The 19,500-nt window shown below is 72.3% G+C and carries 18 protein-coding genes and 1 pseudogene; 5 read left to right on the forward strand and 14 right to left on the reverse strand.

Translation table 11 applies throughout. The features are described from left to right. Positions 1 to 125: 125 nt before the first annotated feature. From ACFWJX_RS05810 to ACFWJX_RS05825, 4 genes are all read right to left on the reverse strand, one after another. Positions 126 to 1,193, reverse strand: coding sequence for an NlpC/P60 family protein (locus ACFWJX_RS05810; protein ID WP_383237414.1), 1,068 nt, complete (start codon positions 1,191 to 1,193; stop codon positions 126 to 128). A gap of 103 nt (positions 1,194 to 1,296) precedes the next feature. After that, positions 1,297 to 1,611, reverse strand: coding sequence for a hypothetical protein (locus ACFWJX_RS05815; RefSeq protein ID WP_383237417.1), 315 nt, complete (start codon positions 1,609 to 1,611; stop codon positions 1,297 to 1,299). Positions 1,612 to 1,625: 14 nt separating this feature from the next. Further along, positions 1,626 to 2,276: a TetR/AcrR family transcriptional regulator gene (locus ACFWJX_RS05820; protein ID WP_383237420.1), complete on the reverse strand. Its 651-nt coding sequence runs from the start codon at positions 2,274 to 2,276 to the stop codon at positions 1,626 to 1,628. Positions 2,277 to 2,311: 35 nt separating this feature from the next. Further along, positions 2,312 to 3,250 (reverse strand): diiron oxygenase, encoded by a 939-nt coding sequence (locus ACFWJX_RS05825; RefSeq protein WP_383237422.1) that lies wholly within the window; start codon positions 3,248 to 3,250, stop codon positions 2,312 to 2,314. Between the two features lie 194 nt (positions 3,251 to 3,444). Here ACFWJX_RS05825 and ACFWJX_RS05830 point away from each other — a divergent pair. Next, positions 3,445 to 4,370 (forward strand): annotated as a pseudogene (locus ACFWJX_RS05830) (ADP-ribosylglycohydrolase family protein). Further along, on the forward strand, positions 4,367 to 4,663 hold the full coding sequence (locus ACFWJX_RS05835; protein ID WP_383237425.1) for a hypothetical protein: 297 nt from the start codon (positions 4,367 to 4,369) through the stop codon (positions 4,661 to 4,663). The pseudogene ACFWJX_RS05830 and the gene ACFWJX_RS05835 overlap by 4 nt, the downstream one beginning before the upstream one ends. A gap of 4 nt (positions 4,664 to 4,667) precedes the next feature. Here ACFWJX_RS05835 and ACFWJX_RS05840 read toward each other — a convergent pair whose 3' ends face one another. The 7 genes from ACFWJX_RS05840 to ACFWJX_RS05870 all read right to left on the reverse strand — a co-directional run bounded on the left by ACFWJX_RS05840 (position 4,668) and on the right by ACFWJX_RS05870 (position 11,715). Continuing rightward, complete coding sequence (locus tag ACFWJX_RS05840; protein WP_383237428.1) at positions 4,668 to 5,186, reverse strand: DUF3291 domain-containing protein; 519 nt, start codon at positions 5,184 to 5,186, stop codon at positions 4,668 to 4,670. A 45-nt stretch (positions 5,187 to 5,231) separates the two neighbouring features. Next, entirely contained in the window at positions 5,232 to 6,689 is a 1,458-nt protein-coding gene (locus tag ACFWJX_RS05845; protein WP_383237431.1) for a peptidoglycan D,D-transpeptidase FtsI family protein, read from the reverse strand. A gap of 282 nt (positions 6,690 to 6,971) precedes the next feature. Continuing rightward, complete coding sequence (locus ACFWJX_RS05850) at positions 6,972 to 8,339, reverse strand: FtsW/RodA/SpoVE family cell cycle protein (RefSeq protein WP_383237435.1); 1,368 nt, start codon at positions 8,337 to 8,339, stop codon at positions 6,972 to 6,974. 53 nt (positions 8,340 to 8,392) lie between these two features. Continuing rightward, positions 8,393 to 8,755, reverse strand: a complete 363-nt coding sequence (locus tag ACFWJX_RS05855) for an SH3 domain-containing protein (RefSeq protein ID WP_383237438.1) — start codon at positions 8,753 to 8,755, stop codon at positions 8,393 to 8,395. 69 nt (positions 8,756 to 8,824) lie between these two features. Beyond that, positions 8,825 to 10,252: an ATP-binding protein gene (locus ACFWJX_RS05860; RefSeq protein WP_383237441.1), complete on the reverse strand. Its 1,428-nt coding sequence runs from the start codon at positions 10,250 to 10,252 to the stop codon at positions 8,825 to 8,827. Further along, a complete protein-coding gene (locus ACFWJX_RS05865) occupies positions 10,249 to 11,001 on the reverse strand; it encodes a hypothetical protein (RefSeq protein WP_383237444.1) in 753 nt (250 codons plus the stop codon). The genes ACFWJX_RS05860 and ACFWJX_RS05865 overlap by 4 nt, the downstream gene beginning before the upstream one ends. A gap of 207 nt (positions 11,002 to 11,208) precedes the next feature. Further along, the gene (locus tag ACFWJX_RS05870) at positions 11,209 to 11,715 is read right to left on the reverse strand and encodes a dual specificity protein phosphatase family protein (protein ID WP_383237447.1); all 507 of its coding nucleotides are present in this window, start codon (positions 11,713 to 11,715) and stop codon (positions 11,209 to 11,211) included. A 109-nt stretch (positions 11,716 to 11,824) separates the two neighbouring features. On the opposite strand from ACFWJX_RS05870, the gene ACFWJX_RS05875 reads away from it, so the two are divergent. Next, positions 11,825 to 12,631 carry a nuclease-related domain-containing protein gene (locus tag ACFWJX_RS05875; RefSeq protein ID WP_383237449.1) on the forward strand — a complete coding sequence of 269 codons (807 nt, stop codon included), beginning with the start codon at positions 11,825 to 11,827 and terminating at the stop codon, positions 12,629 to 12,631. A 552-nt stretch (positions 12,632 to 13,183) separates the two neighbouring features. Here the strand turns inward: ACFWJX_RS05875 and ligD are convergent. Beyond that, positions 13,184 to 14,068 (reverse strand): non-homologous end-joining DNA ligase, encoded by an 885-nt coding sequence (gene ligD, locus ACFWJX_RS05880; RefSeq protein ID WP_383237452.1) that lies wholly within the window; start codon positions 14,066 to 14,068, stop codon positions 13,184 to 13,186. Positions 14,069 to 14,145: 77 nt separating this feature from the next. Between ligD and ACFWJX_RS05885 the strand changes: the two genes are divergently transcribed. After that, a complete protein-coding gene (locus tag ACFWJX_RS05885) occupies positions 14,146 to 15,192 on the forward strand; it encodes a Ku protein (RefSeq protein ID WP_383237455.1) in 1,047 nt (348 codons plus the stop codon). Between the two features lie 97 nt (positions 15,193 to 15,289). On the opposite strand, the gene ACFWJX_RS05890 is transcribed toward ACFWJX_RS05885, so the two are convergent. Both ACFWJX_RS05890 and ACFWJX_RS05895 read right to left on the reverse strand, forming a co-directional pair. Next, a complete protein-coding gene (locus tag ACFWJX_RS05890) occupies positions 15,290 to 16,630 on the reverse strand; it encodes an acyltransferase (protein ID WP_383237458.1) in 1,341 nt (446 codons plus the stop codon). 377 nt (positions 16,631 to 17,007) lie between these two features. Then, positions 17,008 to 17,472, reverse strand: coding sequence for a hypothetical protein (locus tag ACFWJX_RS05895; protein ID WP_383237461.1), 465 nt, complete (start codon positions 17,470 to 17,472; stop codon positions 17,008 to 17,010). Positions 17,473 to 17,767: 295 nt separating this feature from the next. Here ACFWJX_RS05895 and ACFWJX_RS05900 point away from each other — a divergent pair, with 295 nt between their 5' ends. Beyond that, positions 17,768 to 18,982, forward strand: a complete 1,215-nt coding sequence (locus tag ACFWJX_RS05900; protein WP_383237464.1) for an MFS transporter — start codon at positions 17,768 to 17,770, stop codon at positions 18,980 to 18,982. Positions 18,983 to 19,500 lie beyond the last annotated feature (518 nt).

Here is a 19,500-nt window from a genome sequence, read left to right on the forward strand (position 1 = left end):
CGGCCCACGGCCCGCAGTGAGTACCCCTGTTGAGAAGAACTTGCAGGTGACCGGCTTGCAGGGCCGTGGGCGTACTTCTCCGAGCCGGAGAAGACTGAGGCGTATCTGGGATCGGTCGCCGGAGCCTAGAGCTTCGCCGGCGGTGACGCGTCCGGGCGTACGGCTCCGAGGATCGGGTTGGCGGCGATCGGGGAGACCTTGATCTCCTCGCCGGCTCTCGGCGCCTGGACCACCTTCCCCTCGCCCAGGTAGATCGCCACGTGGGTGGCCTCGGGGAAGTAGACGACCAGGTCGCCGGGGCGCAGTTCGGCCAGGGGGATGTGTTTCAGTTCGGCCCACTGTTCCTGGCTGGTGCGGGGGATGGGGGAGCCGGCGGCTCGCCAGGCCTCGGAGGTCAGGCCCGAGCAGTCGTAGGACTTCGGGCCCTCTGCGCCCCACTCGTACGGTTTTCCGAGCTGGCGTACGGCGTAGCGCACCGCGCGGTCGCCCTCCGTCGACGGGTTGCGGTCGTCGCTCAGCGCGCCCGAGGTCATGATCTTCTTCTGGGCCTCGGCGACGCCGTCGCGTTCGAGGCGGGCGAGGGCCGTGAGCTGGTCGGCGGTGAGGGAGGCGAGGAGTTCCTCCACGTCGTCCAGCCGGCGGCGTACGGCGTCGCGTTCCTTCTTCCTGCGTTCGGTGAGGGTGAGTTGCTCGTCGAGGGCGGCGCGGGCGCGGCGGGCCAGGCCGTCGGCCTTGCGTTCGCTGCCCTCCAGCCGCCCCACCGTCTCCACGCGCTCCCGCGCCAGCCGGCCGATCACATGGCCCTGGCCGAGGGCGTGCTGCGGGTCGCGGGCGAGCAGCAGCCGTACGTAGGGGGAGATGTCGGTGCTGGTCTGGTACTGCTGGCGGGCCAGCCGGCCGGCCGCGCCCCGGCTCTCCTCGAGGGACAGGCGGGTCCTGGCCAGGGCAGCGGTCAGGCGTTCGGCCTCGGCCCGGCGTTCCTTGAGTTTCTCCTCGGTGGCGTTGTAGGTCTCGGTGGCCTGTTCGGCCTCCCGGTACAGCTTCTGAAGATCCGTCAGCAGCTCGGCGACCGACCGCTCGCCGGGCGCCGGCGGTTCCGGTACGGCCGCGGCGACCCCGGGGATCAGCAGGACCTGCGCGGCCAGCGTCGTCGTGCAGACCATACCCAGCAAGCCCAGCAGCCTTCCTGACACGTCATCACCTCCGGCGCGGGGCGGCCCCTCCGCCCCGCACGGCGAGCATCAGGTGTGCGGGCGGACTCCGCGCGCCGGGTGTGAGCGGTTCGGCCCAACGGCGTCACCCGTCGGCGTCGTCCCGCTTGCCCTCCGGCGTGCCGCCGGGCCCGGCGGCCGGCTTCGACCACGGCCACTTCAGCCGGCCGTCCTTCTTGCCCTCGGGGTCGTACTCGTACTTCCAGCCCCGTTGCAGGCCGAGCTTCCCGCCGTGCCCGCGCGGGACGCGGCGGTAGACCAGGACGGACGGCGGGCCGCCGGCCGCGTCCGGCACCGGGATGCGGTACGTCTTCGGCGGGTGGCCGGTCGGGCCCAGCAGCACGGGGAGGACACGGCCGTCCATCGGGCCGCCCTCGAAGGGGGTGTCTTCGCTCTTCACGCCACCAGTGTCGATCAGGTCTCCGCCGCGAGCGCACCACGGACCAGCTCGGCCGTCTGGGCGTCCCGTGCCGCGGTCACCGAGAGGACGGCGAGGAACTGGTCCACCAGCCAGTCCCGCAGCTCGTCGGCGGGCGGCTGCTTGTCCTCGTCGAGCCAGATCAGCGAGGCCGCCTCGACCGCGGTGATCCACATCCGGACGGTCATCCGCAGCCGGGGTCCGGGCTCGGTCACGTCCAGATGGCTGTAGATGTGCTCGGCCGCGGCCCGCCGTACGCCGTCCACGATGGCCGTCGTACGCGAGGTCTCCACGACGCTGCCGCCCTGGAGGAGGGCGCTGAAGCCGGCGTCGTGCCGGCCGACGAAGGTGAGGTAGCGGTCCAGGGCGCGGGCCAGCCGGGGGAGTGCTGGGCCCTCGTGGGGCTCGTCGAAGCAGAGCCGGAGTTCGTCGGCGGCGGTGCGCAGCGCGGCCTCGTACAGCTGCTGCTTGCCGCCGGGGAAGTACCGGTACACGAGAGGCCGGGAGACCCCGGCGGCCTCGGCCACGTCGTCCAGCGAGACGTCCTCGGGGACGCGGTGCGCGAACAGCGACAGGGCGGCCTCCAGCAGCTGGCTGCGGCGCTCCTCGACACTGAGGCGACGGTAGGCGGGGGCGGCGGGGCTCATGACGTGCAGCGTAATCGCCCGCCCCCGCACCCCGCCTACGCCAGCAGGCCGGAAGACTTCCACAGCCGCCGGCCCACCCCGCGCAGCACGCCGATGTCGTCGAGGAAGTCCGTCAGGCGCTTCGAGCCGGTCTGCATGACCTCGCGGCGGTGGCCGCTGGCCTTGACCTGGGCGAGCGCCTCCCGCTTGTCCAGGCCGACGTTGGTGTAGACGTCCGGGTTCACGAAGGCCACCGAGAACACCCGGGCGAACTCGCCGGAGGTCACCCGCGTGAACTCCTGCGACCACTTCGGCGCGGTCACCATCTGCCGGCGCAGCTCCTCGCGGGCGTACCGCACGTGCCGGGCCTCCTCCACCACGTGGATGCGGGTGACGCCCCGGATCAGGGTCTGGACCCGCTCGTCGGGGAACGTCAGCCGCTGCATCCAGTCGAGGACCTCCTCGCCGAGGAGCGTGGCCGTGAAGGAACCGGGCGTGGTGGAGATCGTCTTGAACAGACGGCCGAGGTGCTGGTGCGCGCGGCTCACCGGGTACCAGGGGGTGCCGCCCTGCGCGATCAGCCGGGCGAACATCTTCGAGTGCCGGCACTCGTCCTCGATCTCGGTGAGCGCGTACCGCACGTGCGCGCTCGTCGCCGCCTTGTCGTAGATGTGCCGGCACAGGAGCTGCATCAGGATGATCTCGAACCAGATGCCGAGCGAGGCGAGCGCGGCGGCCTCGTGCTGGGACAGCAGGATCCGCTGGTCCTCGCCCATCTTCTTCCACAGCGGGGTGTCGTACAGCGACACCAGCTCCGGCGGCCAGAACCACTTGCCCTCCTCGAAGGGCGCGTCCCAGTCGAGTTCCTCGTCCGGGTCGAAGGAGTGCTTGGCGGAAGAGGCGAGCAGCCGCTCGGCCACCTGCTCCCGGTCCTTGAGCAGCCCGAGCGCGTCGCGCAGGCCGTCCAGCGCGTCGGCTTCCGTCAGGGTCGTCATGACTGATCCACCTCGTCGTACGGGGGCGTGTACGGGGTCGTGCGGGTGTTACCGGCGGTTCACTCGTCCAGTGCCTCTTATGAGACTGCTTGTCAGCAAGCTCGTCAATCCCTCGTGCGGGACTTGTTGGCCCCGCCTGCGCCCCGCACCCGCGTGGGACACTCGCCGGGTCGTGAACCGCAGGGGGCAACCACGTGGACACCGCACCGCACACCGAGCCGGACACCGACCCGGGCAGCGCCGCCGCGCGCCGCAGTCTGGAGGGCCTGGCACTCGGGGACGCCTTCGGCGAGCGCTGGTTCCCGCTGTTCAGGGACCGGCGACAGGCCTACGTCGAGGTCCGCGCCCGCCGGATGCCCGAGGAGCCCGACTGGCACTGGACCGACGACACCGCGATGGCCCTCGGCCTGCTCCGGGTGCTCGACCGGTACGGCGAGGTCCGGCAGCGCGAGCTGGCCCTCGCCTTCGCCCTCGGCTACGACGCCGACCCGGCCCGCGGGTACGGCTACGGGATGCACGAGCTGCTGCCCCGCGTGCTTCAGGAGCCCGACCGCTGGCCCGAGTTCGTCCGCGACCTCTTCGACGGCGAGGGCAGCCTCGGCAACGGCGCGGCGATGCGGGTGGCACCCCTGGGCGCCTGGTTCCACGCCGACCTCGCACAGGTCGTCGAGCAGGCCACCCGCTCGGCCGAGGTCACCCATGCCCACCTCGAGGGCATCGCGGGCGCGGTCGCCGTGGCGGTGGCGGCGGCCCTGTCGGCCCGGGCCGACTGAGCATCGCCGAGGTGGCGGCACTCACCCCGGACAGCGCCACCCGCGACGGACTCACCCGCGCCGCCGCCCTGCACTTCGCCACCGAGCCGTGGCGGGCCGCGGACCTCCTCGGCAACGGTCAGCGCATCCGCGCCGACGACACCGTCCCCTTCGCCGTCTGGACCGCCGCCCGCCATCCCGACGATCTCGTCTCCGCCCTGTGGGCCACGGCCGAGGGCTTTGGTGACGTGGACACGACCTGTGCGATCACCGGCGGCATCGTGGCCGCCCGCACCGGCGTCGACGCCGTACCGGAGCGGTGGCTCCGGCGGCGGGAGGCCCTGCCCGGGGGAGCGGGGCGCCGGTGACGGCCGACGGGACGCCGGTGCCGGTGCTGCGTGTGCCCAACACCGGCGGGGAACCGCTGGAGCTGACCCTCGAGCCGTACGGCAGCGACCACTGGCTGCGGCCCGGCGAGACCTTCGTGATCTGGACGCTCGGCCGGGCCGACGAGACCTTCCAGGTCGACCACGGGCCGGGCACGATCACCGTGCACGCGGAGAGCCTCCCGGCCTACGTCGGGGACGCCGAGGGCAACGAGATCGACTGCGGCCACCGGCGCCCCGCCCCACCCGGCCCGTTCCGGCTGGAGCTGCCGTAGCGCTCTAGACCGAGCACCCCAGATCATCGGGCACCTCGAAGGCGACCGGCTCCGCGCCCTGCGCGGGGAAGGATGTCCGCAGGGTGAAGGCGTACGGCGTCGGGCCGTGCGCGCGCAGGTGCAGCAGCCGGGCCTCGGCCTCCGCGACCGTCGGGCGGTGGCCCGCAGGAACCCACCACAGGGCCGTCATCGCCTCCTGGACCCGGTCGAACCACTCCCGCCGGCGGGCGAGCATCTCGCGGTGCCGGCCCTGGTACATGTACGCGGTCAGGGCGTTCGCGTCCCGCCACATCGTCAGGTTGATGATCAGCCACTCGTCGCCGAAGACCGGGACGTCGGTGGCGTTGCCCTCCTCGGACTGGAGCCGCCACACATAGCCGTCCGCGGCCTCCGCGTCGGCGTTGACGGGATCGAGGGCGTCCACGAAGTCCTTCAACTCCGGTGAGTCCAACGGGAACTTGAGGCGGGCGAGATTGACCTGGGCGAGTTCGAAGGCGGGCGGTGCGGCGGCTGCGTCAGTCATGGGCGCACGGTAGGACGCACCTGTCCGGTCCGGGAAGCCCCCGTCTCACGGGCTGAGCACCGCCTGCATCACCGACCGCGCGATCGGCGCCGCCAGCCCGCCCCCGGTGATGTCCCGCCGTTTCGCCGCCGAGTCCTCCACCACCACCGCGACCGCCACCTTCGGCTCCATGTCCCGGTCGCCCTGCGCCCAGGAGACGAACCAGGCGTACGGCGTCCCGGCGTTGCCGATGCCGTGCTGGGCGGTGCCCGTCTTGCCGCCGACGGTCGCGCCCGGGATCGCGGCGTTCCTGCCGGTCCCCTCGCGCACCACGTCCGCCATCAGCTCCCGCAGCCGCCGCGCGGTCGACGGCCGTACGACCTGCCGCACCGTACGCGCACCGGCCGAGGCGACGGTCGCCCCGCCGCTCCGCGTCGTCCGCTCCACCAGGTACGGCGTGCGCAACTGCCCGCCGTTGGCGACGGCCGCCGAGACCATCGCCATCTGGAGCGGCGTGGCCCGCGTGTTGTACTGCCCGATCGAGGAGAGGGCCAGCTGCGCCCGGTCCAGCGAGGTGTCGAAGGTGCTCTGCGCGACGGCGAACGGGATCCGTACGTCCGTCGCGTTGAACCCGAACGCCTCCGCCGTGCCCACCATGTCGGTGAGTCCCACATCGACGCCGAGCTTCGCGAACACCGTGTTGCACGACCACACGAACGCCTCCCGCAGCGGAGCGTCCTCACAACCCTCGCCCCCGTTCGTCAGAAGCGTCGTCGTGCCGGGCAGCCGGTACGGCGCGGGCGAGCCGGTCGGCGCGTCCAGATCCCTGACGACGCCCGCGTCCAGCGCCGCCGCCGCGGTGACCACCTTGAACGTCGACCCCGGCGGATACGTCTGCCGCACCGCCCGGTTCAGCATCGGCCGGTCCGGATCCGAGTTCAGCCGCGCCCACTCCCGCCCGACCCCCGGCCCGTTCCCCGACAGCGCGGCGGGGTCGTACGACGGTGCCGACACCAGCGCCAGGATCCGTCCCGTCGACGGCTCCACCGCCGCCACCGCGCCCTTGCGGCCGGCCAGCCCCTCGTACGCCGCCCGCTGGGCCCGCGGATTCAGGGTCGTCACCACGTTCCCGCCGGCGGGCAGGGACTGGGTGACGTCGTTCCACAGCGGCAGCGGCGACAGACGGGGATCCGTGCCCGAGAGGACGCCGTCGTGCGTGTGCTCCAGGAGCGTCGTCCCGTACACCTGCGAGGCGAAACCGGTCACCGGCGCGTACAACGGGCCGTTGAGGTACGTCCGTTCGTAGCGCAGCTGCTCCCTGGTGTCCCGGGAGCCGGTGACCGGCACGTCCTCGACCAGGATGTCCCCGCGGGGCTGGCCGTAGCGGGCGATGGCGGCGCGCCGGTTGGCCGGGTTGTCGTCGTAGGCCTCGGACCGGACGACCTGGACGCGGGCGGCGTTGACGAGCAGGGCCACCAGGAGCAGGGCGCAGAAGACGGCGGCTTGGCGGATGTGCCGGGTCATCACAGGGTCGTCACCTCGGGTCGCGGGGGTCGGCCGGCTCGCGCGCCGGTGCGGCCGGTGCGGGAGTCCCCGCGGAGCCGGGGCGTTCGTCCGCGTCGGGACTGCTCGCTGGGCGGGGACATGTGGCTGCTGCGTGGGGGCTCCGGGCCGCGCGAGGCCTCGGGCCGGGGCGGGGCTCCGTGCCGGGCCCGCACGGCTCGCCGCGCCGCGACTCCCTGCCGTGCCGGGGAACTCCGCCGCACCGGCAGTCCTCGCGCCCCGCGTCCGTCTCCTCGGGGTCGTTCACGGCGCCGCCTTCCCGTCGTACTGGCGTCGGGCCGAATTGCTGATCCGGATCAGCAGCGCCACGATCGCCCAGTTGGTGACGACCGACGAGCCGCCCTGCGCCAGGAACGGCATCGCCATGCCCGTCAGCGGGATCAGGCCGGTCACCCCGCCGGCGATCACGAACACCTGGAGCGCCCAGATGGAGGCGAGCCCGACCGCCAGCAGCCGGCCGAAGGGGTCGCGCAGGGCCAGCCCGGCCCGGTAGCCGCGCTCGACCAGAAGCCCGTACAGCAGGAACAGCGCGGACAGTCCCGCCAGGCCGAGTTCCTCGCCGGCCGTCGCCAGGATGAAGTCGGACTTGACGGCGAAGCCGATCAGGACGGAGTGGCCCAGCCCGAGACCGGTGCCGAAGGTGCCGCCGGCCGCGAAGGAGAACAGGGACTGCGCGAGCTGGTTGGGCCCCTCGCCCGCGTCGATCGACGCGAACGGGTGCAGCCAGGCCTCGACCCGGCTGTGGACGTGCGGCTCCAGCCGGCCGACGGCGACCGCGCCCAGCGAGGCCAGCAGCAGCCCGACCGCGGTCCAGCCGATGCGGCCGGTCGCCACGTACAGCATCACCACGAAGAGGCCGAAGAAGAGCAGCGAGGTGCCGAGGTCGCGTTCCAGGACCAGGACGCCGACGCTCAGCAGCCAGATCGCGACGACCGGCCCGAGGACCCGGCCGGTCGGCAGCTGCATGAACCAGATGCGGCGGCCCGCATGGGCGAGAGCGGTCCGGTTGGCCGCGAGGTACGCCGCGAAGAACACCGCGAGCAGCACCTTCGCGAACTCGCCCGGCTGGATGGAGAATCCGGCGACCCGGATCCAGATCCGGGCGCCGTTGACCGCCGGGAAGAAGATCGGCAGCGTCAGCAGGACCAGCGCGGCGGCCACGCTCACGTACGCGTACCGCTGGAGCACCCGGTGGTCGCGCAGCGCGGCCACCACGAAGACGAACATGGCCACGCCCAGCGTCGACCACACCAGTTGCGTGGGCGCCGCCCGGTCGCCGGGGGTCTCCAGGTCCAGCCGGTAGATCAGCACCAGCCCGATCCCGTTGAGCAGCACCCCGATGGGCAGCAGCAGCGGATCGGCGTACGGCGCGCGCAGCCGGACCGTCAGATGCGCCAGCAGCGCGAGCACGCCGAGCCCGGCACCGTAACCGGCGGCGCCGGGCGGGACGCTGCCGTTCCTGGCGAGCCCGACGGCGCAGTAGCCGAACACGGACAGCAGGACGGCCAGGACGATCAGGGAGAGCTCGACGCCACGGCGCCTGGGCAGGCGCGCCACGGGGGCCGGCGCGTCCGCCGTCGGTGCGATGACTTCGGCTCCGGCTTGCGTCATGTCCGGAACTTACCCAAATGGGGCTCCTTGTGAGCCTTGGTGGATCTTCGGTGTCAGCAGCGGCGTGGCGTGGGGCCGAGGTCGCGGATGTAGCGCGCCGAGCCGTAGGCCCACGCGCCGTCCGTGAGGAGGTGCCACTGCGCGTTGCCGTCGATCTGCTGGCCGGTGGTCCGGCAGTGGACGGTGACGACGTCGTCGCGGAAGGCGACGCGGACCACCTTGCTGTCGCGGTTCGGTGCGCTGCGCAGCAGCAGTTGGCTTGCCATGACGACGCCCTTGTACAGGCGCGGGGCCTGGTGGTCGGTGCCGCCCCGGCCGCTCTCGCTCGCGGTGGCGGGGGTGACGGCGGCCGCGGCGGCGAGGGTGCCGGCGGCGCCGGCTATGGCGAACCGGGTGAGGGCGGAGCACAGGGGCATGGGAGACCTCCGAGAAGGGGGCCGAACCGGCTTACCGCCACATTAGGAGGGCTCGCGGTCGGTCGCCCGTCACGCTGCGCCATCGGGGAGACCGTCCCCGGCGGAAGGCGTGGTCCCGTCGGGGGGAGCCATCCCGGCCGGCGGTGTGTGAGGGAGCGTCAGCGTGGCCACCGCGCCGCCGTCCGGCGCGTTGGTGAACGTCAGACGGGCGCCCAGCACCTCCGCCTGACCGGCCGCGATCGTCAGCCCGAGGCCGTGCCCCTTCGCGCCCCCCTCGGTACGGAACCGCTGCGGCCCGTGCGCCATCAGGTACTCCGGATAGCCGTCCCCGTGGTCCCGCACGGTCACCACCGGCCCGTTCACCGTCAGCACCACCGGCGCCCGCCCGTGCAGATGCGCGTTGGCGACGAGATTCCCGAGCACCCGCTCGAGCCGCCGCCGATCGGTCTCGACACGGGCGTCCCGTACGACCTTGACCTCGGTGTGGGCGCCGACTCCGGCACCTACTCCGGTACCCGTGGCGGCACCGACTCCGGCACCTACTCCGGTACCCGTGGCGGCACCGACTCCGACTCCGGCACCCGTGGCGGCACCCGACGGGGCCGCCGCCCCCCGCACCACCCGGCGGGCCACCGTCTCCAGGCCCTCGGTGTCCAGCTCCAGCCGCTCGCGGCCGGTGTCGAGGCGGGAGATCTCCAGCAGGTCCTCGGTGAGCGTGCGCAGGGCGGCCACCCGGTCGCGCACCAGCTCCGTCGGCCGGCCCGGCGGCAACAGCTCGGCCGCCGCGTGCAGCCCGGTCAGCGGGGTGCGCAGTTCGTGCGCCACGTCGGCGGTGAAGCGCTGCTCGCTCAGCAGCTTGCCCTGGAGCGAGGACGCCATCGAGTCCAGCGCGACGGCGACCGCGGCCACCTCGTCCTGCGGACGGCTCGGATCCTTGGTCCGCGGATCGTCCACGCGTGCGTCCAGATCGCCCGCGCTGATCCGCCGGGCCACCCGTGCGGTGGCGTGCAGCCGCCGGGTCACCCGGGTCACCGCGAACGCCCCGACCAGCAGGGTCGCCCCGATCGCCAGGACCGACGACCACAGGATCGCGTTGTCCAGGGCCTCGATGGTGCGGGCGCTCTGCTGGTAGTCGACGGCCACCGCCAGGGCCCTCTCGCCGTCGGCGGGACCGGCCGCCCACATCGTCGGCCGCCCCCGGTGCTCGGCGACCATCGTGCCGCGCTCCCCGGCCACCGCGAGCGTCCGCAGCGCGGCGGGCAGCCCCGGCGGGTCCACGCTCGCGCCGAAGCCGAGCGTGTCCCCCGCCTCGAACGCGGTCGTCGCGTCCTCCAGCCGGGACAGCGCGAGATCGCGGGCCTCGCCGACGGTCTGGCGCGTGACCGAGACGTGCACGAGGACGCCGAGCAGCGCGGCGAGCGCGCAGCACATCACCGCGATGAAGACGGCGGCCTTCACGGCGAGCGTGCCGGACCACCGAGGGCGCGCGAGCCTCATCGGCCGCTCGCGGAGGAGGAAGGAGTCGGCGTGGGCGAGGCGGTGGACGTGGGCCGGGGCGGGTGGATCCGCCCCCCGGTCCGCACCATCTCGTCGTGGGTGAGCAGCATCGCCTTCTGGTCCCCGTCCCAGGTCCACTGGAGGCGGTACTCGTACCCGGCGACCTCGGAGGGCGAGCGGATGATCACCGACCGCCCGGCCAGCTCGACCGCACTCACGGCGTCCTCCCACCCCATGACCTGCACCAGCCGGTGCTTCTGCACCGTGTAGACGCGGACGGCCGTCAGATCGCCGGGCAGCTGCCGGAAGCCCAGGGTCAGCTCGTCCCGCCCGTCACCGGTCAGATCGCGGTAGTACGACCGCAGGACTGGGCACGCTTTCCGTGCGGCGCCGCTCTCGTCACAGTCGGCCATCCGGCGGGACGTCTCGCGGTACGGCGCCTCGGAACCGTCGTAGTCGTCCGGATGCGCGGCGATCTCCCGGCGTACGACCTCGACCGGGTCCACCCGGTGAATGTCGTCGCCGGGAACGGCGACACCCTTGACGACCTGGATGTTCACCTCGTCGATGTCGAACGCCGGACTCGACGCCGCGGGCAGGTCCGGCCACAGTTTCTCCGGGCTCACCGCGGTCGGGGTCGCCCCGGCACCCTTCAGCCCGCCGGCGTCGCCGCAGGCCGCGGTCGCCGACGCCAGCAGGGCGACGGCGGCCAGCGCGAGGGCGGTACGGGTCGGGCGGGGGTGCGGCACGGGGCTCCTGTGATCACGGTGACGGTCGGCCCCGTACACCTTATTCGTAGGGAAGTCCTTTTTGCGTACCGGGCGGGCGCCGGTCAGGGCCGGTCCGGGGGTTGGCCCGGGGGTTGGTCAGGCCGGCTCGAGGGCCCGGTCAGGCCGGTTCGAGGGTGCTTCAGGGGCGGTCGGGGGCGGCGGCCGGGGGAGCGGCGGGGGAAACGATTACTCGGCCAGTTCCTCCAGCAGCCGGGCCGTCGACAGGCCCGCCCGCAGGTACTCGACGAACAGCTCGTTGTGCAGGGCCCAGGGCGAGCGCCGCGACCGTATCAGCCCGATCGCCTCGTCGGGCGAGTGGCCCCGGCGCACCAGGGCGTGGGCGACGACCAGGCCCGAGCGGTTGTATCCGTGCCAGCAGCGGACCAGCACCGAACGTCCCTCGTCCAGCGCCTCACCGACCGCCTGCGCCAGCCGCATCACCCCGGCGAGCTGGGTGCCGTCCAGCGGCCCGTCGGGGATCGGCCACACATGGTGCTGGACACCCCGGTCCGGCCCGTGTCCGGGCAGCCGCAGCAAGGTCTGGACGAGATCGAACTCGCCCCGCACCACCGCGAACTCCCGCTGCCCGCTCCGCCCACGGAATTCGTGCCCGCCCATCCACAGGCCGGGCACGATCTCGCTCCACGGACTGTCCGGAGCCGGTACGTCGGGTTGCTTCCTGCGGGTCCGCAACGGCGCCTCCCCAACCGCGTCCCTGGGGCATGCCCAACTCCCTCCGAAGGTAACCGCCTTCTTGCCCCTGGAGCACCCGCCTGTTCCCATGGTCATGGGGTGATGGTGCATGAACGGACTGCGCGTCGTACCGACCTGGCGCCACGGTCAGGAGCGGCTGTACGTCTGCCTGAAGGACGGCAGGAACATTGCCTGGTACGACAGGGAGACCGGCCGGGTCAACATCCTCAGGGACGACCGCCGAGCCGACGTCCTGGAGACGCTCGGTCCCTTCCTGACCGGCCCCGTCACCGTCGGCCCGCCCCCTGTCCCCACCCCCGCCGAGCTGGCCCGCCTCACCCTCCACCCCGACGACGACCTCGCCCCCAACCGCCCCGGCGAGGCCCTGCTCATCGCCCTGGAACGCGACCCCGGCCCCGCCCGCCGGCTGCGGCCCGACCCGCGCCGCCGCGCCCTCGAAGCGGAGCAGACGACCGGCGAGATCCTGGACCGGCTGGACGGCGCCGGCTGGCACACCCTGCACTCCCTCCCGCTGCCCGGCGGCGACCGCGTCCACCACCTGGCGATCGGCCCGGCCGGACTGTTCGCCGTGCACACCCTGTACGCCCGTAAGCGGCGGGTCCTCGTCGCCGACCCGACGGTCACCGTGGGCCGTCGCGACCCCCACCCCCTCCTGCGCCGCGTCCGCGCCGACGCCGACCGCGCCTCCCACGCGCTGACCGCCGAGGTCCGCCCGGTCCTCGCCCTGGTCGGCCCGGCCGACGTGCGCTTCACCGCCACCCCGCGCGAGGTACGGGTCCTGCGGGACACGGAACTGGCGGGGCTGGCCCGGCAGGGCGGCGTACTGAAGCCGGCGGACGTGGAGGCACTGCACGCGATGGCGCGGGACAGGAGAACGTGGGCCTCCGGCGGTTGAGCCGGATCGCGTCGCGCTGGGTGGGATCGGATTGCGTCGGTGCAGGTCGGTGCAGGTCGGTGCAGGTCGGTGCGGGTCGGATCGGTGCGGGTCGGATCGGTGCGGGTCGGCTTCGGTGACCGTGACTGGGGGCGGTGCCCCCAGACCCCCCTTCGGCCTGAACGGCCTCGTCCTCAATCGCCGGAGGGGCTGTGGGGGTGGGCGTCGGCTGGGGAGGTGGCCGGTACTGGGGGTGTTTCCGGAGGGGCTGTGGGGGTGGGCGTCGGCTGGGGAGGTGGCCGGTACTGGGGGTGTTTCCGGAGGGGCTGTGGGGGTCGGCGTCGGCTGGGGAGGTGGCCGGTACTGGGGGTGTTTTCGGAGGGGCTGTGGGGGTGGGCGTCGAGCCGGGGAGGTGGCCGGTGCTGCGGGTGTTGCCGGAAGGGCTGTGGGGCGGACGTCGGCCCGGCGGGTGACCCGGTGCTGCCGCTGTCGCCGGACGGGCTGTGGAGGGGCGTCAGCCGGGAGGCCGCCCGGCGGTGCGCGGGGGCGTCGAGCGGGCTGTGGAGCCGGGCGTCAGTCGGGAAGCGGCCCGGCGCTGCCCGGCTCGCACAGTGCGGCGAGCAGATCGCCGTGCTCCTGTACCCGCCCCGCGACGGTCTCCGCCCCGAACGCCAGCTCCTCCGGTGCGGCGCACGCCTCCACCTCCTCCCAGGTGACGGGCGCGGACACGGTCGGTTCGGGGCGGGCCCGAAGGGTGTAGGGCGTGGCGGTGGTCTTGCGGGCGGCGTTCTGGCTCCAGTCGACGAACACCTTGCCCGGCCGCAGGCTCCGGGTCATCCGGTGCAGGGCCAGCTTCGGCATGGTCCGCTCCACCTCCACGGCGAGCCGCTTGGCGTACTCGGTGACCCGTTCGGAGGACGATCCGCGCACCGCCGCCAGCAGATGCAGCCCCTTCGAGCCTGAGGTCTTCGCGTACGCCTCGATCCCGTCCGCCGCCAGCCGCTCCCGTAGCCAGAGCGCGACCTCGCAGCACTCGACGACGGTCGCGGGCGCGCCGGGATCGAGGTCGAAGACGAGCCGGTCGGCCTCCTCGGGGTCCTGGATCACCCACTGGGGCGTATGGAACTCGGTGACGAGGTTCGCCGCCCACATCAGGCTCGGCAGGTCCTGCACGAGCACCATCCGGGCCGGCCCCTCCGCGCGCGGCACCTCGGCGGTGGTGACCCAGTCGGGGGTGCCCGGCGGCACGTTCTTGGCGAAGAAGACCTGTCCGCCGGGTCCGTCCGGGTAGCGCAGGAAGGAGAGCGGCCGGTCACGCAGATGCGGCAGCAGGGCCCCGGCGACGGTCGCGTAGTAGTGCAGCACCTCGCCTTTCGTGAAGCCGGTGGCCGGATACAGCACCTTCTCCAGATTGCTGAGCGCGAGCCGCCGCCCCTCCACCTCGGTGATGGGCGTCATACGATGAGAATCACACGATTAGTACGTGTATGTCCGCTATATAACTTTTCTCGGCAGAGTCAGGAGGGTGGCTGCACGTGCGATCCATCTGGAACGGCGCCATCTCGTTCGGCCTCGTCAGCATCCCGATCAAGCTGGTGAACGCCACCGAGAACCACTCGATCTCCTTCCGCCAGATCCACACCGAGGACGGCGGCCGCATCCGCTACCGCAAGGTGTGCGAGCTGGAGGACCGCGAGGTGAGCCAGTCGGAGATCGGCAAGGGCTACGAGGACGCCGACGGCACGATCATCCCGATCACCGACGAGGACCTGTCCCACCTGCCGCTCCCCACGGCGAAGACGATCGAGATCGTGGCCTTCGTGCCGGCCGACCGGATCGACCCGCTCCAGATGGACGCCGCGTACTACCTCCAGGCGGGGGGCGCCCCCGCGGCCAAGCCGTACACGCTGCTGCGGGAGGCGCTGAAGCGCAGCAACAAGGTCGCCATCACCAAGTACGCGCTGCGCGGCCGCGAGCGCCTGGGCATGCTCCGCGTGGTCGGCGAGGCGATCGCCATGCACGGCCTGCTCTGGCCCGACGAGGTCCGCGCCCCCGAGGGCGTGGCCCCCGACACCGACGTCACGGTCCGCGACAAGGAACTCGACCTCGCGGACGCCCTGATGGACACCCTCGGCGAGGTCGACCTGGAGGACCTCCACGACGAGTACCGCGAGGCCGTCGAGGAGGTCGTCGCAGCGAAGGCGGCCGGCGAGACACCCCCCGAGGCGCCCAGCGCCGCCCCCAGCGGCAAGGTCCTGGACCTGATGGCCGCCCTGGAGAACAGCGTCCGCGCCGCGAAGGAGTCCCGCGGCGAGCCGACCGGGCAGGATGAGGCCGAGGTCAGACAGCTTCCCGACCGCAAGACGGCCCGCACGGCCCCGAAACAGACCGGCGGCAAGAAGTCCACGTCGACGGCGAAGAAGACGGCGGCGTCGGCGAAGAAGGCGACGAAGTCCGTTCAGCCGACGAAGAAGACGGCATCGACGAGCAAGAGCACGACGAAGAAGACGGCGGCGACGTCCAAGAGCACGGCGAAGAAGACGCCGGCGAAGAAGACGGCGGCAAGGAAACGGTCGGCGTGAGGGGCCCGACGGTTTCCTCGGTGCTCGGTGCTCGGTGCTCGGTGCTCGGTGCTCGGTGCTCGGTGCTCGATGCTGGGCCGGGATGGCGGGCGTGGCCTCAAGCGGCTTCTTCCAGCGTCCGTCGGTCCGTGGGCGCGCTGCCCCCACCCTCGCCCCTCCCGCCGGCCCCGCGGTTGAGGACGACGAGCACGGTGCCCACCCCGAGCCCCGCCGAGGGCCACACCGGGACGGTCCCTCCGTGCGCGAATCCGTGACCCGCGAAATACGTCAACGCCCAGACGCTCAGGCCGAGTCCGGCCCACATCCGCCAGGCCCATCGCACCTCGGGGTCGGGCCGCAGCCGTACGGACAGCGAGGCGAGCCCCCGCTCCAGCGGCCGTAGCGCCCACACGACGCCCGCGAGGACGAGCCCCAACACCACCAGCCAGGGCACCCGCAGGACCCACCAGCCGACAGAGCCGTAGCCGGGCTGGGGAGCGAGCCCGGTCAGATAGAAGGCGGCGGCGACGACCAGGACGGGCAGCATGTGCCACAGATAGAGAGCCATGCTGCCGCTGCCCACCACGCGCACGGCGGCCCACACCCTGACCCCCGCCAACAGCCGCCGCACACCGGGTGCGAGCAGCAGAGCCGCCCCCACCTGAGCCACCGCCCACGCGAGCATGGCGGCGGAAGGCGGATCGGTGTTGCTGAGCTCCGGCCCCGTCACCAGAATCAGGCTGACGGGAAACGGTCCGGGTACCACGAGCCCCGCGAAGGCCACCACGCCCCCCACCGCCATGCCGCCTGGCAGGACCCGCCGCCGACTCAGCAGCCCGTCCCTCCAGCAGAACCCCAGCTGGTAGGCGACACCCCACACGAGCAGGTAGTTGACCGACCCGACAGCCCCGGCCATCGACGAGTCGCCGATCACACCCAGCATCCCGACACCGCCTCCGACCAGGCCCATCCCCAGCGGGACGTAGAGCCCCCACCGCAGGTGAAGGCCGTACAGCACAGGAGTCAGAGCGGTGATCGCCAGGTAGACGGGCAGGAACCAGAACTGCATGGCCATCGCCCACCCCACCAGCGCAAGGGTGTCCCGGTCGACACCGAGTGCGCCGCACACCCCGACGGCCAGCAGCACCAGCCCGCTGTACGCCACCGTCGGCAGCAACAGCCGCAACGCCCGCTGCCCCACCCACCCGCCGACGGTCCCACCGGCGTCACGCGCCCGAACCCAGGACCCGCCGGCCGCGTACCCGCCCGCCAGGAAGAACAGCGGCATGACCTGAAAACCGAGGGTCAGCCACCGGGTCCATGGCACGGTCGCCAACAACTCCGGCGCCCCGATCCCCCCATCGGGATGCCGCTCCAGCCCGGTGATCAGCCAGTGCCCGAGCACCACCAGCACAATCGCCCAAGCCCGCAGAAAATCGACGTACCGATCTCGCCCCATGCCCCGCATGCTCCCCGGCCCTCACCCCCCACACCCGGAAAACACCATGTCGCGACCAACCCGTGCCCGCCCCGACACCGAGGCCCGCACTCAACCGGCCGTAAGGCCGCGCATGTCCGCCCCCCGTCCTTCCCCTCACCCCCTCCCCGTCCGCCGCTCCCACCAGACCAGGCAACCCCACCGCGCCAGGACCCCCACCACGAGGGAAACGACGACCGCGCCCGCGTCGATGACATGCGGCAGTCCGGGAAAGAAGGCGAAGAAGGCGAGCGACGCCAGGAGTCCGCAGAGAAATCCGACGACCCCGATCCGCCTCCGACGCGCTTCCTGAGACGCACCAGGCCCTCGCTGATGCTGCTGCTCGACCATGGAGGAACTCACTTCGTGATGTGGTGACACTGGCTGGCGCGCTGGACCCCGCTGACGAAGAGCCGGGCACACGCCTTGCCATAACGCGGCAGTGTCTGCGGAGAGTTGTTCCGCATCGGGTCGATCTTGCACTCGCTGTGCGTCCTGCCGCGTGAGGTGCGGTAGGTCCGGTTGCCCGTGTCGGCGTAGGTGAAGTCGATGCGCCAGTTGCAGAACCCGCTGCTGAGAGCACCCACGAAGGCACAGTCGACACCGGCGTTCTGGTAACTGATCTTCTTGCCGCTGCCACGGATGATGTGCGTGAACATGCAGCCCGTAGGAATCTTCATCGTCATGCCGCCCACGCTGTACTCGAAGGTCTGGACGGGCGTGGAACCTGCTGCTCCGGCATGAGCGGTCGGAGAACCGGATAAGAGCAGGGCGGCGACCGTCGCGAGAGCCGTGGCAAGGCGCACTGCAAACCTGATGGTCAAGGTGAACTCCTCCTGCTGATCTTCGGATGACTCCGGATCAACAGGTAGGCCTGTAATCGGGTTTGCCTGATTCGCCGGTCTTCACCGCCACGAGTGATCAAGCAGTGCCGTGATGACCAGCAGAAACGTTCACGGTTGCGGCCGGAGTCATACAAGAGGTCTGCACCGGCCGGTATCTCGCTTCCCGACCCACCCCCACAAACACCTTGACCACTCCACTTATGTTACCGGTAACATCCACGCTCGTAGGAGCCACATCACACCGCACCAAGCCACCGCCGCCCCGGGAGTCCGCGTGACCGATCAGCCCACGGTGCGTCACCCGCCCCGGCCGACCCCCGCGCCCGGCCCGGTCTTCACGCCCGCGGCCACAGTCGCCTCCTGCGTCGGCTTCGTCCTGATCGGCGCCCTCCAGGCCCTCTACGGCCCCGCGATCCCGGCCCTCCGCCAGGACTTCGGGCTGTCGCCCTCCGCCGCCGGACTGGCACTGAGCGCCCACTTCGTAGGCGGCGTAGCAGGGGTACTCCTCTTCGACCGCCTCTACGGCAGGATCGGCAACAGGCGGATCCTGGCAGCCTCGTACCTCCTCATGGCCACCGGCGCCGCAGGCTTCGCGCTGGCGCCGAACTGGCCGACGGCCCTCACCGCCGCCCTCCTGGCAGGACTCGGCTTCGGCGGCATCGACTACGGCCTCAACCAACTCTTCGCCGTCGGCTTCGGCCACCGCTCCGCCGCGATGCTGAACATCCTCAACGCCCACTTCGGCATCGGCGCGATCCTCGGCCCGGCCCTGATCGGCGCGGCAGGCGCCGACCGCTACCCCACGATCTTCCTGGCCTTCGCCCTGGCCAACCTCCCCCTCCTCCTCTGCCTGAAGGGCGTAAGGGACAAGGCGGCAAGCCCCACCGACGCCACCGCCACGGTCACCGCAACCGGCCCGACCCCCCTCACCCGCAGCCTGACCTCCATCCTCACCGTCTTCGTGGCCCTCTACGTCCTGCACGTCGGCATCGAGGCGGGCGTAGGCGGCTGGGAACCCACCCACCTGGAGACCGTCGGCTACGGCGCGGGGATCGCCGCAACGGCCACCTCCGTCTACTGGCTGATGATGACGATCGGCCGCTTCCTGGTGGCCCCCCTCGCCCTGCGCTTCTCGGCCCCGGCCATCATCACCGTCTCCTGCGCCGGCATGACCGCCTGCCTGCTCCTGGCAGCCGTACCGAACCTGGCACCGTACGCCTACGCCGGCGTGGGCCTCTTCATCGCGCCGATCTTCCCCACCGGCCTGCCCTGGCTGCACCGGGCCGCCCCGGGCGCCGCCCGAGCGGGCGCCCTCGTCATCGCCGCCTCCATGGTCGGCGGAGTGGCAGCCGGCCCCTCCCTGGGCAAGGTCATCGAGTGGTCCGGCATCAGAGCCGTCCCCCTCCTCCTGGCCGCAATCTCCGCAGCCTGCCTGACAGCAACCCTCTGGCTGATCCGGGCAACCCGCACACCGAACACCACCCCATGACAACCCCGGACGCGCCCGCAGCCGCCGTACCGGGGGAGCGGGTGGTGCCAGCACGGCGCCGACCGATCGAGCCGACGGCCGCCGTACCGGGGGAGTGGGCCGCGGCGGTACGGCGCCGACCGATCGAGCCGACGGCCGCCGTACCAGGGGAGCGGGTCGTGGCGGTGCGGCGCAGCCCGTCGCGTAGCCCGTCACTGCCACGTCCGACTGTGGCAGCGGGCAGCAGTACGCCCAACTTGCGACGGGCTGGCCGCACCGCCACGACCCCGACCCACCCACGGCCCCCAGGCGCACGACGGACACCCACAACCACCTGCACCTGAACCACCGGCACCCACAAACACCGGCACCCACAAACACCGGCACCCACAAACACCGGCACCCACAACCACCGGCACCCACAACCACCGGCACCCACAACCACCCGCACCCACAACCACCGGCACCCACAACCACCGGCACCCACAACCACCCGCACCCGCAACACCCGCACAGGCACCCATAACCCGCCCCACCCC

Origin of the sequence: Streptomyces sp. NPDC058335, from assembly GCF_042723915.1 — a bacterium.
In the GTDB taxonomy this organism is placed as follows: domain Bacteria; phylum Actinomycetota; class Actinomycetes; order Streptomycetales; family Streptomycetaceae; genus Streptomyces.